Origin of the sequence: Micromonospora trifolii (assembly GCF_050516465.1) — a bacterium.
In the GTDB taxonomy this organism is placed as follows: Bacteria; Actinomycetota; Actinomycetes; order Mycobacteriales; family Micromonosporaceae; genus Micromonospora; species Micromonospora trifolii.
Window position 1 is genome coordinate 4,499,252 of record NZ_CP191526.1, and the last position, 14,246, is coordinate 4,513,497.

Annotated in this window: 11 protein-coding genes; all 11 read right to left on the minus strand. The window is 72.0% G+C overall.

Features of this window, described 5'->3' with window-relative positions:
• Positions 1-21: 21 nt before the first annotated feature.
• Positions 22-2,877 (minus strand): PQQ-dependent sugar dehydrogenase, encoded by a 2,856-nt coding sequence (locus ACQRWP_RS20825; protein WP_430497071.1) that lies wholly within the window; start codon positions 2,875-2,877, stop codon positions 22-24.
• Between the two features lie 220 nt (positions 2,878-3,097).
• Positions 3,098-4,165, minus strand: coding sequence for a polyprenyl synthetase family protein (locus tag ACQRWP_RS20830; RefSeq protein ID WP_354946558.1), 1,068 nt, complete (start codon positions 4,163-4,165; stop codon positions 3,098-3,100).
• Positions 4,162-5,577 (minus strand): alkaline phosphatase family protein, encoded by a 1,416-nt coding sequence (locus tag ACQRWP_RS20835; RefSeq protein ID WP_430497073.1) that lies wholly within the window; start codon positions 5,575-5,577, stop codon positions 4,162-4,164. Before ACQRWP_RS20835 ends, ACQRWP_RS20830 begins: the two co-directional genes overlap by 4 nt.
• Positions 5,574-6,773: a metabolite traffic protein EboE gene (gene eboE, locus ACQRWP_RS20840; protein WP_430497075.1), complete on the minus strand. Its 1,200-nt coding sequence runs from the start codon at positions 6,771-6,773 to the stop codon at positions 5,574-5,576. Before eboE ends, ACQRWP_RS20835 begins: the two co-directional genes overlap by 4 nt.
• Complete coding sequence (locus tag ACQRWP_RS20845) at positions 6,773-7,630, minus strand: TatD family hydrolase (RefSeq protein WP_430497077.1); 858 nt, start codon at positions 7,628-7,630, stop codon at positions 6,773-6,775. The genes eboE and ACQRWP_RS20845 overlap by 1 nt, the downstream gene beginning before the upstream one ends.
• Positions 7,631-8,239, minus strand: a complete 609-nt coding sequence (locus ACQRWP_RS20850) for an EboA domain-containing protein (protein ID WP_430497079.1) — start codon at positions 8,237-8,239, stop codon at positions 7,631-7,633. It lies immediately after the preceding gene.
• A gap of 20 nt (positions 8,240-8,259) precedes the next feature.
• A complete protein-coding gene (locus ACQRWP_RS20855) occupies positions 8,260-9,186 on the minus strand; it encodes a sugar phosphate isomerase/epimerase family protein (protein WP_430497081.1) in 927 nt (308 codons plus the stop codon).
• Positions 9,183-10,142, minus strand: coding sequence for an SCO3242 family prenyltransferase (locus tag ACQRWP_RS20860; protein WP_430497083.1), 960 nt, complete (start codon positions 10,140-10,142; stop codon positions 9,183-9,185). The genes ACQRWP_RS20855 and ACQRWP_RS20860 overlap by 4 nt, the downstream gene beginning before the upstream one ends.
• The gene (locus ACQRWP_RS20865; RefSeq protein ID WP_430497085.1) at positions 10,126-11,292 is read right to left on the minus strand and encodes an inositol-3-phosphate synthase; all 1,167 of its coding nucleotides are present in this window, start codon (positions 11,290-11,292) and stop codon (positions 10,126-10,128) included. Before ACQRWP_RS20865 ends, ACQRWP_RS20860 begins: the two co-directional genes overlap by 17 nt.
• 643 nt (positions 11,293-11,935) lie before the next feature.
• Positions 11,936-13,111, minus strand: a complete 1,176-nt coding sequence (locus ACQRWP_RS20870; protein WP_430503243.1) for a Gfo/Idh/MocA family protein — start codon at positions 13,109-13,111, stop codon at positions 11,936-11,938.
• 54 nt (positions 13,112-13,165) lie between these two features.
• On the minus strand, positions 13,166-14,218 hold the full coding sequence (locus tag ACQRWP_RS20875; RefSeq protein WP_430497087.1) for a substrate-binding domain-containing protein: 1,053 nt from the start codon (positions 14,216-14,218) through the stop codon (positions 13,166-13,168).
• Positions 14,219-14,246 lie beyond the last annotated feature (28 nt).

Below are 14,246 nucleotides of genomic sequence, written 5' to 3' on the forward strand. Positions count from 1 at the left end.
CGAAGGACCCCTCCCGCCAGCTCAGGGCAGGGTCCACTTTTGGTTGGCGGCGGCGGTGCAGGTCCAGAGGTGGACCACCGTGCTGTCGGCGGAGCTGTTGCCGGAGACATCCAGGCACTTGCCCGACGACGTGTTGCGGAGCGTGCCGTCGGCCTGGGCGGCCCAGTTCTGGGCAGCGGTCCCGTTGCAGGTCCAGAGTTGGATCTTGGTGCCGTCAGCGGTGGCACCGCCCGACACGTCCAGGCACTTACCCAACGACTTGATCGTGGAGTTGGGGGTGACCGCCCAGGTCTGCGCGGCACTGCCGTTGCAGGTGTAGATCTGGATCTGCGTGCCGTCGGCGGTGGCGGCGTTGCGCACGTCCAGGCACTTGCCGCCGAGGCCCTTGATCGCCCCGGCCCCACCGGCCGGGGGCGTCCCGGTGACGAAGGTGAAGGCGTCCAGGTCGTAGAGCGCCCCGGTGCCCGACCCGGCGAAGGTCAGGTAGAGCGTGGTCGTGCCGGTCGGCGGGCTGCTGATCGTCCCGGTGACCGTGGTGAAGGTTTCCCAGCCGCCGGTCACCGGGACCGTGGCCGAGCCGAGCACGGTGCCGGTGGCCGAGCCGGCCCGCACCTGGAGGGTGCCACCGGCGCCCGCCGAGGAGACCCGGGCGTTGAACGAGGTCACGTTGCCCAGCCGGTACGGCTGGAACGCGATCCAGTCGCCGTTGTTGATGTCGCCGACGGTCTTGCCACCCTCGGCCGGGGTCTTGCTGAACACGTTGATCCCCGACGAGGTGCCGTAGAACTCGGCCTGGCGGTGCCGCGGCGGCAGCGTGTGCTGGGTGTGCGTGGTCAGCCCACCGGCGTCGGTGTACTCGGCGTCGAAGATCGCGAAGATGTTCGCCGCGTCGTCGTGCTCACCGTCGACCGGGATGGTGATCGAGCCCGAGCAGCCGGTCTTCGAGGTGATCTGGTGCCCGTGCTGGTCGTGCCCGAGCACGTAGGTCATCTTGACCTTCGTGCAGTCGATGGTGCCGTCCTCCGGGTCGGTCACCGTGATGCTGTACGGCACCGTGTCCCCGAAGCCGAACAGCTGGCCGTTGCCCGGGTTGTTGATCGTGACCGTGGGCGCGGTGTTGCCGACGCTGATCTGCACGCTGCTGCTGCCGGTGGCGCCCTGCGGGTCGCGCACCGTCAGCGTGGCGGTGTAGGTGCCGTTGGCGCTGTAGGTCTTCGTCGGGTTGGCGGCGGTCGAGGTGGTCCCGTCACCGAACGCCCACGCGTAGGTCAACGCGCCGCCCTCGGGGTCGGCCGAGCCGGCCGAGGAGAACGTCACAGCGAGCGGGGCCGCGCCGGAGGTGCGGTTGGCGCTGGCCTTCGCGGTGGGCGCCCGGTTGCCGCCGCCGACGTAGTCGAAGCGGTAGAGCGCCGAGTTGGCGTCACCGTTGAAGTAGCCGGTGCCGTAGTCGAGCACGTAGTACGCGCCGTCCGGGCCGAACGCCGAGTCCATCACCTGCTTGCCGACCCAGGGGAAGGTGTCGATGGCGCCTCGGGAGCCGTCGGAGTTGACGTGGATCGGCTTGATCCAGCCCCGGCCGAACTCGGTGGCGAAGAACTGCCCGTCGAACGACTGTGGGAACTTGGTGGTGGAGGTCGACGAGGCGTTGTACCGGTAGACCGGGCCGCCCATCGGCGACTCGGAGCCACCGCCGAACTCGGTCGGGGTGCCGGCGTCGCCGGCGTACCGGATCCAGGCCGGCTGGGCCGGCGGCAGCGTGGTCAGGCCGGTGTTGCGGAAGGAGTTGTTGGTCGGCCCGCCGGTGCAGTTGTACTTCGCGCCGCTGGCGCTGGTCGCGAAGTCGAACTCGTTGTACGTCTCGGTGCTGGTGTTGGTGCCGGTGCAGTACGGCCAGCCGTAGTTGCCCGGTGCCGCGACCCGGTTGAACTCCACCTGGCCGGACGGCCCGCGGGTGGAGCTGGTGGAGCCGGCGTCCGGCCCGTAGTCACCGACGTAGACCACGCCGGTGGCCTTGTCCACGCTGATCCGGAACGGGTTGCGGAACCCCATCGCGTAGATCTCCGGCCGGGTCTTGGCCGTGCCGGGGGCGAACAGGTTGCCCGACGGGATGGAGTACGTGCCGTTGGCGTTCACCTTGATCCGCAGGATCTTGCCGCGCAGGTCGTTGGTGTTGCCGGCGCTGCGCTGCGCGTCGTACGCGGGGTTGCGGTTGGTCCGCTCGTCCAGCGGTGAGTAGCCGGACGACTCGAACGGGTTGGTGTCGTCGCCGGTGGACAGGTAGAGGTTGCCGGCGGCGTCGAAGTCGATGTCCCCACCGACGTGGCAGCACACGCCACGGCTGGCCGGGACGTCGAGCACGTCGACCTTGCTGGACTGGTTGAGCGTGAAGTCCGAGTTGAGGGTGAACCGGGAGAGCCGGTTGACGCCGTTCCAGGCCGAGAAGTCGGTGCCGGTGGCCGGCGCGTCGCCGCCGGGGGTGGAGAGCGGCGGGGCGTAGTAGAGGTAGATGTAGCGGTTGCTGGCGAAGCCCGGGTCGATCCCGACGCCCTGCAACCCCTCCTCGTCGTGCGTGTAGACCGACAGGGTGCCGATCAGGGAGGTGGTGCCGTTGGCGTCGGTGCGGCGCAGGGTGCCGTTGCGGGCGGTGTGCAGGACCGAGCGGTCCGGCAGCACCGCCAGCGACATCGGCTCACCCATGTCGGTCACGCCGCGAGCCAGCTCGACCTGCTGGAAGTCGCTGGCGACGATCGTGTGCGCCTGGGCGGGGGCCGAGCCGGCGGCGAAGGTGACAGTGCCGGCGGCGACCGCCAGCAGCAGCGCTGATCCGGCGGAGAACCATCGTCGGGACCGTTGTCTGGGAGCGTCCTTCATGGACATCTGTGCTGTCCCTTCCTGACGTGTGACTGCCAGGCCGGGCGCGCGCCGTCGCGCCGGATGCCGTAGCGGTGGTGGGGGGGGTCGATGGGTTACCGCGCCGCCGGTTCACCTCGACGAAACATTGTCGTGTTGGTCACGACACTAAGTCGCACGTGTCGATGTGTCCATACCTTCCGGCGGTTCAGCATCAACTTTTGTCGATTTGATCGAAAGTCGCCGGTCAGGCGCGTCGGTCGATCGCCTGCCCGGCCAGCGCAACCAGGGCCGCGCGGGCCTCATCGGCCACCACTGCGCTCTGCAGGGCGGAGAGCGCGGCCTCGGTCCGGACCCGGATCATCTGCTCGATCCGCTCCCGCGCGCCGGTCGCCTCGATGATGTCGCGCAGCTCCGCCGCGCCCTCGGCGTCCAACGCCGGGTTGCCGAACAGCTCCCGCAGCCGGATGGTCTGCGGCCGGTCGGCGGCGCTGCGGGCCAGCGCCATCATGACGGTGGGCTTGCCCTCACGAAGGTCGTCCAGGACCGACTTCCCGGTGACCGCCGGGTCACCGAACACGCCCAGGACATCGTCGCGGAGCTGGAACGCGTCACCCAGCGGGTCACCGAACTCGCCCAACGCGGCGATCAGCTCCGGCCCCGCGCCGGCCAGGGCCGCACCGATCTGCAACGGCCGGGTGACCGTGTACCGGGCAGCCTTCATCCGGATCACGGTGAGCGCGCTGGCCACCGAGCCGTCACCCACACCCGAGACCAGGTCCAGGTACTCCCCCGCGATCACCTCGGTGCGCATCAGGGCGAACACGCCATACCCCCGGTGCACCTGCTCGGTGCTCAGACCGCACTCGTGGAACATCTGATCCGACCAGGCCGCGCAGAGGTCCCCGCAGAGCAGCGCGGTGTTGCGGCCGTACGCCTCGGGGTCACCGCGCCACGACGAGCGGGCGTGCAGGTCGGCGAAGAGCCGGTGCACCGACGGCTCACCCCGACGGCGGTCGCTGCCGTCCAGGATGTCGTCGTGGATCAGCGCGAACGCGTGGAACAGCTCCAGGGCCGCCGCGGCCACCACGATCGGGGTGCCGTCGGCCGCCCCCGCGCCGCGCCAGCCCCAGTAGCAGAAGAGCGGTCGTAACCGCTTGCCACCGGCCAGCACGAACCGTTGCAGCGCGGTGAACACGCCCCGCGGCGCCCCGTCCGGCCAGTCCGGGCCCTGCCGACTGAGAAACCCGGCCAGCTCCGCGTCGAAGCGCGCCCGCAGCTCGCTGGCGTCGGTGGGCGCGACGGTGACCGTCATGAGCCCTCCCCCGACCCGCCCGCACCGCCGGGGCTCAGCCCGGCCAGCTCCAGCAACAGCGCCTTGACCTCGGTCGCCGCGATCTTGTCCCGGGCCGCGGTCGGGTCGGAGCAGAGCAGCACCGGGCCGTCCGCCGGGTCGTCCGGCAGCCGCCCGTGCGAGCCGCGCACCGCCCGCGCGCCGGCGTCCAGGCCGACCGCGCTCATCAGGTACCGCATGCCGAGCTTCTTGCGGGCCAGCGCCACCCCGGCTCGGGCCTTCGCGGCACCGGGTTTGGCCGGGTCGAAGAACAGCTCCGCCGGGTCGTAGCCCGGCTTCCGATGAATTTCCACGAGCCGGGCGAAGTCCGGTGCCTGGGCGTCGTCCAGCCAGTAGTAGTAGGTGAACCAGGCGTCCGGCTCGGCCACCAGCACCAGCTCACCGGCGCGCGGATGGTCCAGCCCGTGTGCCGCCTTGCCCTCGGCGTCGAGCACCTCGGCCACCCCGGGCAGGCCGGCGCAGAGCTTCGCCACCGCCGACACGTCGGCCGGGTCCTTGACGTAGACGTGCGCGATCTGGTGGTCGGCGACCGCGAACGCCTTCGACGTCCACGGGTCGAGGTACTCCATGCCCGCCTGGGTGTGCACGTGCAACAGCCCCTCGGCGCGCAGCAACCGGTTGACGTCCACCGGCCGGGACACGTCGGTGATGCCGTACTCGGACAGCACCACCACTGTGGCGTCCCGGGCGCGTGCGGCGTCCAGGAGCGGACCGAGCACCGCGTCCAGCTCCGCTGCCGCCGCCGCGGCCTGGGCCGACGACGGACCGAAGCGTTGCAGGTCGTAGTCCAGGTGCGGGACGTAGACCAGCGTCAGGTCGGGTGACACGTCGGCGAGGATCTGCTCGGCCGCCTGGCAGATCCACCGCGACGACGGCAGCCCGGCGGTCGGCCCCCAGTAGGTGAAGAGCGGGAAGGTGCCCAGCCGCCCGGTGAGCGCGTCGTGCAGCTCCGGCGGGTCGGTGTAGCAGTCCGGCTCCTTGCGCCCGTCGGCGTAGTAGACCGGGCGGGGCGTCACCGTCCAGTTGACGTCCGCGCCCATGGCGTACCACCAGCAGACGTTGGCCACTGTGTAGCCGGGTTCGGCCCGACGGGCGGCCTGCCAGAGCTTGTCCCCGCCGACCAGCGCGTTGTGCTGCCGCCACAGCAGCACCTCGCCCAGCTCCCGGAAATACCACCCGTTGCCGACGATCCCGTGCCCGCTGGGCGGCTCGCCGGTGAGGAAGGTGGACTGCACCGAGCAGGTCACGGCGGGCAGCACGGTGCCCAACTCGGCCCGGAAGCCGCCGTCGGCGACCCCCCGCAGTCGAGGCATGTGCGCCAGTAGTCGGGGCGTCAACCCCACCACGTCGAGGACCACCAGTCGCCGGCTCATCGCGTCACCCCCATGCTCACGGTTCGCTCTGCGGTCAGGCCGAGGCCGACCAGTTCGTCCCGGGCGAAGGCCAGCTCCGCGGCGATGCCGGCGGCCAGCTCCGCGTCGGTGCCGGGCCGTCGTGCGGCCGGCAGCACCCCCCAGGTGTACGTCTCGACGTCGAGGTGGTCGCAGCCGGCGGTCGGGCCGTCGAAGAGCGCTCTCAGGGCCGCGCGGAGCACCGGCAGGGTCGAGCCGAGCGGCTCCTCGGGTGGGGCGTGCAGCGGCACGTGGTAGTGCACCCGCCACGGGCCGGGCAGCGTCCGGTCCAGCGCCTCGTCCAGGTCGTCGGCCGCGTACGTCGGGTCGGCCGGGTCGGCCAGACCGGCGCAACCGGCGCCCCGGGTCTGGTGCAGGAAACGCGGCTCCACCCAGCGGCGCAACGCCTCGGCCCCGCCCTCCGGGTCGGCGGCCTCGACGGCGGCGGAGACCTGCACCTTCACCACCGGCAGTCCGGCCGTCCGCAGTCTGTCCAGCGCCTCGGCCGGCTCCTCCCACGCGCAGGCCAGGTGGGCCAGGTCGAGGCAGACACCCAACCGCTCGGTGTCCATCCCGGACAGCAGCGCGGCCGCCTGACCGGTGCTCTCCACCACACAGCCGGGCTCCGGCTCGAAAGCGATCCGCACCTCACGGCCGGTGTCCCGCTGCACGTCGGCCAGGCCGGCGGCGAGCTGGTCCAGCCGGCGTCGGGCCGCGTCGGCCCGGCCGGTGTCCCACGGTTGACGCCAGGCCAGCGGCAGGGTGGAGATCGAACCCCGGGCGGCGTCGTCGGGCAGCAGGTCGGCGAGCACCCGGGCCAAATTCAGTGTGTACGTCAGGCGCTGCTCGGTGGTCCAGTCCGGGTGGTACACGTCCTGCTTGACCACCGGGGCCTGGAAGGCCGCGTACGGGAATCCGTTGAGGGTGACCACCTCCAGCCCCCGCGCGTCCAGCTCGGTGCGCAACCGGCGGCGTAGCGTCGGGTCGGCGGCCAGCTCGGCGGCGACCGGAGCGGCCAGCCACAGGCCGAGCCCGAGCAGGTCGCTGCCGAGCGCCTCGCGGACCGGCACCGCGTAGGTGTCCAGTTGACCGAGGATGCCGGCGAGGTCCTCGGCCGGGTGCACGTTGGTGCAGTAGCCCAGGTGGACGGTCTCGCCGCCGGCATGTCGCAGCCGCATCAGCTGCCGCCGCGCAGGATCGAGTTGCCGGTCTGCGGGTCCACGGCGGCGGCGACGTCCAGGTCGCTGAGGTCGAGCCGCCCCGACTGCCCGTAGAACTCCACCGGGTTTCGCCACAACACCTTGTCGACGTCGTCGTCGCTGAAACCGGCCAGCAGCATCGCCTCGCCGGTGGCCCGGGTGAGCAGCGGGTCGGAGCGCCCCCAGTCGGCTGCCGAGTTGACCAGCATCCGTTCGGTGCCGTACTCCCGCAGCAACTCCACCATCCGCTGCGGGGTCATCTTGGTGTCCGGGTAGATGGAGAAACCCAGCCAGCAACCGCTGTCGCGGACCAGCTTCACTGTCACCTCGTTGAGGTGGTCGACAACCACCCGACCCGCGTCGATGCCGGACTCGGCGACCACGGCGAGCGTCCGCTCGCAGCCGCGCGCCTTGTCCCGGTGCGGGGTGTGCACCAGCGCCGGCAGGTCGTACGCCACCGCGAGTGCGAGCTGCGCCGCGAACGCCTCGTCCTCCTCGGGCGTCATCGAGTCGTACCCGATCTCGCCGACCGCCACCACCGCGTCCTTGTCCAGGTAGCGGGGCAGCAGGTCGAGCACCGGCCGGCAGCGCGGGTCGTTGGCCTCCTTCGGGTTCAACGCGATGGTGGCGAAGTGGCGCACCCCGAACTGCCCGGCCCGGAACGGCTCCCAGCCGATCAGCGAGTCGAAGTAGTCGGTGAACGAGGCGGCGCTGGTGCGCGGCTGACCCAGCCAGAACGCCGGCTCGACCACCGCGCGCACTCCGGCGGCGGCCATTCGTTCGTAGTCGTCGGTCGTGCGTGAGGTCATGTGGATGTGGGGGTCGAAGATGCGCATTCACGCCTCCCGGGGCAGTGCGGCGGTGAGCCGGTGGAGCAGGTCGGTGGCGTCGGCGGGCAACTCCCGGCCGGCGGCGTGCCGTTCGGCGGCCAGCGCGGCCAGCATCGCGGTCAGCTCGCTGTCGGCCCGGGTGTCCAGGTCGGCCACGTTGGCCAGGGGGACGCCGCTGAACACGCACTTGAGCACCGCCTGCCGCCAGGCGGCCTGGTCGAGGTGCCGGGCGTACGGGCCGAGCGCGGCGGCGACCAGCCGGGTGTCGTTGGTCCGGATCGCGTCGTGCAGCAACGGAACCCCGTCGGCGCCGATCGGCAGCAGCGGCAGGGCACGCAGCACGGCTCGTCGTTCGGCCGCGTCACCGTGCTGGTAGAGGCGCTCGGCGTACGCCGCGTGCTCGCCGGGCAGGCTGGTGAGCAGCAGCACCCGGGCCGCGTCGTCGGCGGTCCAGCCGGGGGTGTCGGGCAGCGCGGCCCGCCCGCAGCGTCGGCCGACGGCGGGAAAGAGCCGGGTGATCGCGGTGGGCTCGGTGGTGACCCGGCGCAGCGCCGTGTCCAGCCAATCGGGATCGGGTACGCCTCCCAGCGCGGCCCGTAGTGAATCCGGTGTCATCCCGTCTCCTCCCCTTGTTGCTACGCAGGCACCCCAGGAATGTCTGCGGGCAGTTCGTCCTTCGTGCGGCCGGCCAGTGCGGCGGCACGCAGGAACTCGATCGACCGAGCGGCCACGGCGGGCGCGGCGTGCGAGTCCCGGGGCAGCTCGACGGCGACCAGGCCGCGGTAGCCGGCGTCGCGCAGCGCGGCCAGCACCGGCGGGAAGTCGATCTCGCCGACGCCGAACTCCAGGTGCTCGTGCACGCCTCGGCGCATGTCGTCGATCTGCACGTTGACCAGCTGCTCGGCCACCTCGGCCACGCACTGCGGCACCGGCCAGGGCTCCAGGCACCGGCAGTGGCCGATGTCGAGGGTGATGCCGAAGCGGGCCGGGTTGTCGAGAGCGGCGTGCAGCCGACGCCAGTCGGCGATGTCCTGCACCAGCATGCCCGGCTCCGGCTCGAAGCCGAGGGTGACGCCGGCGGTGTCGGCCGCGTCGACCACTGTGGCGCAACCGGCCACCAGCCGGTCCCAGGCGCACTGCGGTGACACCGCCTCGGGTCGGACACCGGCCCAGAACGAGACCGCCTCGGCGCCCAGGTCGGCGCCGATCCGCACGGCCCGGCGCAGGAACTCGATCCGCCGGGTCGGGTCGTCGTGCAGCAACGTCGGGGCGTGCTTCTGCCACGGGTCGAGCAGGTAGCGGGCGCCGGTCTCGATGACCACCGCCAGGCCCAGCGACTCCAACCGTCGACCGACCGCGGCGACCCGGCGGGTGAGCCCGGGCGCGAACGGGTCCAGGTGGTCGTGGTCCAGGGTGAGCGCCACCCCGTCGTAGCCGAGGTCGGCGATGACGGCGAGCGCGTCGTCCAGGCGGTGGTTGGCGAAGCCGTTCGTGCCGTATCCGAGGCGCAGCGTGGTGGCGTCGGCGGCCGGCGCACCGGGCCGGGGCTCGGGGACGCTCATGTCGGGGAGACCTTCCGGGCCAGCCGTCGACCCAGCGGCGCGGCCGCCGCGACGGCCACCCCGAGCAGACCTGCTCCACCCCGTGCGGTGAGGGCTCCCTGGAGGGCCGGCAACCCGGTGATCCCGGCGCCGACGGCCGCGCGGACCCGCCCGGCCGACGGGTCCCGGACCACCTCGGCCTGGGCCGCGCCGTAGCGGGCGGCGTACCAGCCGGCCAGCACTGCGGGCAGCACCGCCGCGATCGTGGCCGACCGGCTGCGACCCGCGCGCCCACCGGCCTCGTCAACGGTCTCGGTCCGGTCGGTGGGCCCGGCCTGGTTCGTCGTTCGGAGGGCCGCGCGTCGGGCGCCCGGCACGGCGACGGCGGCACTGGCGGCGACCACAGCGGTGCCGGCGAGGGTGCGCATCGGCAGGGTGGCGTCGGCGCCGGTGACCTCCCGGCGGGACAGCGCGGTGACCGTCCAGGTGTGCGCGGCGATGGTGGCCGCCGCCGGCAGCGCCCGGGTCATCCGGCCGCCGGACGCGCCGAGCAGCACGTCCAGGCCTCGGCAGGCGGCCATCACGGCCGGGCCGGCTGCGGTGTTCTTGGCCAGCAGGTCGTACCCCCAGATGGTGGCGGCCAGCGGCACGGCGAGCGCGGCGGCGCGTCGACCGCCCACGGCGGCGGCCAGGCCCACGCCGGCGGCCGTGAGGCCCGCCGCGAGACCGACCGCGGCGGCCGGGGTGACCCGCCCGCTCGGGATCGGCCGCTCGGGCCGTTCCTCGGCGTCCAGACGCCGGTCGGCCCAGTCGTTGGCGGCCATGCCGGCCCAGTAGAGCAGCACCGAGGCGCCGGCCAGGGCAGGGGTACGCGGGCTCAACGCGCCAGCCGCTGCGGCCCCGGCGATCACGTCACCGGGCACCGAGAGCGCGGCCGGCGCCCGGACCAGCTCGGCGAGATCAGCCAACGTTGTCATGGACACCGTCCCCGCCGTCGTGCAGTTGCCGGGTGAAGGCGGTCAGCCGGGCCCACTGCTCGCCCAGCGAGTGGCTGGGCGAGCCCAGCGGATCCTTGAAGAAGAAGCCCAGGTCGGCCAGCGGCCCCACCTGCCCGGCGGCGTGCGCGGCGGCGGTGAGTCGGGCCAGGTCGAGCACCAGCGGCGCGGCCAGCGCGGAGTCGCAGCCGTGCCAGGTGAACTCCATCCGCATGCCGGTGCCGAGGAAACCGCTGAAGGTGATCAGATCCCAGGCGGTCTTGAAGTCGCCCAGCTCCTCGACGTACTCGATGCGGGTCCCGCCCTGCGGGACGTAGCCCAGCGTCTCGCCGAGCACCCGCTGCTTGCTCTGCACCTTCGCCGCGTTCGCGGCCGGGTCGGCGAGGGTGGCGCCGTCGCCACCGCCGAGCAGGTTGACCCCGGACCAGGAGCCCACGGCCAGATTGCGCATCGCGAACATCGGTGCCAGCACCGACTTGACCAGGGTCTCCCCGGTCTTGCCGTCGTGCCCGGCGTACGGCAGTCGGGCCTCCTCGGCCAGCGCGGCCAGCGCCGGCAGCCGCAGCCCGGTGGACGGGGTGAAGTCGACGTACGGGCAGCCGGCGAGCACTGCGGCGTACGCGTAGAGGGAGCTGACCGGCAGCACCTCGTCCGGACCGTCGAGGGCGGCGCGCAGCGCGGCCGGGTCGTCGTGCCCGGGGTGCGGTCGAGGGGCCGGCTCGGTGGCGGAGACGTTGACCACCACCACCCGGTCCAGCTCGTGCCGATCGCGGAAGGTGGTCAGGTCGCGGACCACGGCCTCGGCCCGGTCGGCCTGGGTGTCGCCGACCGGTGCGGGGCGCAGCTCCTGCTCGACCACGCCCAGTTCGTCGCGGAGCGCGGCGACCAGCCGCCAGGGGATGACACCGGCGTCAGCGAGGGCCTCGGCGCGCTTGCACAGCGGAGTGGTGGCCAGGTCGTGCCCGCCGAAGACCAGGTCCGCGAAGGCCGGCAGGGCCGGGCCGCGCAGCTCGGGCAGCTCGGTGACGCAGCCGGTGGGCCCGGCCAGGCCGGCCCGCAGCGCGAGCCCCCCGACGATGCTGGTGGTCGCGACGGAACCGCGCGCTCCTACCAGCCAGACACCTGTTCGCATGGTGCTCCTTCCCCATTCACGAGGAACCGTCGGTACCGCTAAATATAGGAATATCAGAATATGTTTCGGAAAGATACGGCCGGGTTTCGGAAAGTTTCGGGCCGGGTGGATGGGCCCCGTCCGCTCGCCCCGCACCGGAACAGCACCGGCTTCCGACGTCGGCGTCGGCGGCGACGACGCCGGACCGGATCCCGGCAGGTGCGAGCAGACGGGGCTGGTAGGCAGGGTCGGGTCGGCGTCTCGACCCTGCCTCCCCCGCATCCGGCCGGTCGGGGCATTGGCATGCCCCGGCCGGGCGTCTCAGGCCGTTTCGCCCACCGGAACACCGACCGAACCACGACCTGCCGGGAACCGGCGAGCGGGTGCGGTACGGGTGGGGGCGGCGGCGGGCGGTGTCATCAGGTCCTCCGGAGGTCACCGGTGGTGGCGGTCCTCCGGTGCGGCCGGGGAATCCCGGTCCGGTCGCACCGGACGACCGTCCTGCTCGTGCGCCACCGGGCCGTGGGGCCCGGCTGCACGCTCTCCGAAACCGACCTCTGTCCCGGCCACGGGGCGCAATCCGTGGCTGGTCCCTCGCCGGTCGGCTCCGGAAAGCCGGTCGGGCGATGGCGGTGCGAACACCGCCGTCGCGGATCGTCAATGGTCAGACAGCCGCCGCGGTCAGCGTCGGTTCCACCTCGGCCCAGGAGGAGCCGAGCTCCGCCGAACGGGCCACCGCGTCCAGCACCAACTGGACCTGCAACGCGTCGGCGAAGGAGGGAGTCGGGTCGACACCGGTGGCGACCGCCTCGATGAAATCGCGCATCTCGTGCGTGAACGAGTGCTCGTAGCCGATGATGTGGCCCGGGGGCCACCACGCCGACATGTACGGGTGCTCGCCCTCGGTCACCAGGATGCGGCTGAAGCCCTGCTCCACAGCCGGGCGGGTCGCGTCGTAGAACTCCAGCTCGTTGAGGCGCTCCAGGTCGAAGACCACACTGCCCAGCGAGCCGTTGATCTCGACGCGCAGCGCGTTCTTACGGCCGGTCGCGAAGCGGCTCGCCTCGTACGTGGCCAGGGCGCCGCCGTCGAGTCGCGCCACGAAGACCGCGGCGTCGTCGACGGTGACAGTCCCGGTGGGCGCCGTGTGGCCGTCCACCGAGGCCGCCAGACCGCTCGACTCGGCCGGCAACGGCCGCTCCTTGACGAAGGTCTCGGTGACCGCGCTGACGCCGCTGATCCGCTGACCCGTGACGAACTGGGTCAGGTCGATGATGTGCGCACCGATGTCACCGAGCGCGCCGGAGCCCGCCCTGTCCTTCTGCAACCGCCAGACCAGCGGGAACTGCGGGTCCACGATCCAGTCCTGCAGGTACGTCGCACGGACGTGTCGAATCACCCCGAGCCGTCCGTCGGCGACCAACTGGCGCATCATCGTGACCGCGGGGACCCGGCGGTAGTTGAACCCGCACATCGACCGCACTCCGGAGGCCCGGGCGACATCCGCCGCAGCGGTCATCGCCCGTGCCTCCTCCACCGAGTTGGCCAACGGCTTCTCGCACAGAACGTGCTTGCCTGCGGCCAACGCGGCGAGAGCGATCTCGGCGTGGCTGTCGCCCGGGGTGCAGATGTCGACTACGTCGATGTCGTCCCGGTTGATCAGGTCACGCCAGTCGGTGGTGTACGCGTCCCAGCCGAGTGTGTCGGCGGCGTCAGCCACCTTCCCAGTGTCTCGGCCGCAGATCAACGCCATCCGGGCCCGCGCCGGCAGGTCGAAGACGCGGTTCACGGTGCGCCACGCCTGTGAGTGCGCGGCGCCCATGAACGCGTAGCCGACCATGCCGACCCGCAGTTCTTTGTCTGTCGTGGACAAGGTGGGTCTCCCCCCGGTATGTCAGAACCCGAGCTTGTCGTAGCTGCTCGCGTTCTCCTTGGTGATCGTCTCCGAGGCCAGGGTCAGTTCCTTCGGCACCTGCAGCTCCGTCAGGTCGCCCAGGCCCCGACCCTGCGCGATGAGCCGCGCGAGCGAGACCGCCGAGGAGGCCATCGACGGGTTGTAGGTGACAGTGGCCTTCAGCACGCTGTTGTCGGCCTTGATCGCGTCGATCGCGAGCTTGGAGCCCGCGCCGCCGACCATGAAGAACTCCGACCGGTTGGCCTGCTTGATGGCCGCGAGCACACCGATGCCCTGGTCGTCGTCGTGGTTCCAGATGGCGTCGATCTTCGGCAGCGCCTGGAGCAGCTGGGACGCCTCACGCTGACCGCTGTCCGAGGTGAACTCGGCCGAACGACGGTTCCGCACCGTGAACCCGTAGGTCGCCAGGGCGGCCTTGAAGCCCTCGCTGCGCTCAACGGTCAGCGGGATCTCCAGACCGGCGATCTCACCGATGACCGGGTTGGCGATGCCCTTGTCCTTGAGCTGCTTGCCGATGAAGTGCCCGGCCGAGACGCCCATGCCGTAGTTGTCGCCCTTGATGACCAGCCGCGAGGCCAGTGCGTCGGGGAACGCCCGGTCGAGGTTCACGATCGGGATGCCCGCCTGCATCGCCTGGAGGGCAACGGCGTTGACCTCCTTGCCGTCGTGCGGCAGCACGACGATGATGTCCGGCTTCTGGGCGATCAGCGTGCCGAGCGTGGAGCGCTGGGCCTCGGAGTTCGACCCGCCGTCGACCTCCTTGAACTCCACGTCCGAGTAGGCCGCGGCCTGCGCCTTGGCGTTGGCGTGGATCGCGCCCATCCAGCCGTGGTCGGCGGCCGGGGCGGAGAAGCCGATGACGACCTTCTTGCCCGGGGCGTTGTTGCCTTCGGCGTTTCCGGCGGCCTTGGTCTGGGTGCTGGCGGCCGGGGTGTCGTTGCTGGTGCAGGCGGTGAGCAGGGTGGCAGCGCCCACTGCGGCTCCACCGAAGAGCAACCGGCGGCGCGACAGGTCGCGACTGTGCTGGGTCATGAATGACCTCCTGGGAGCGGGATTTGAC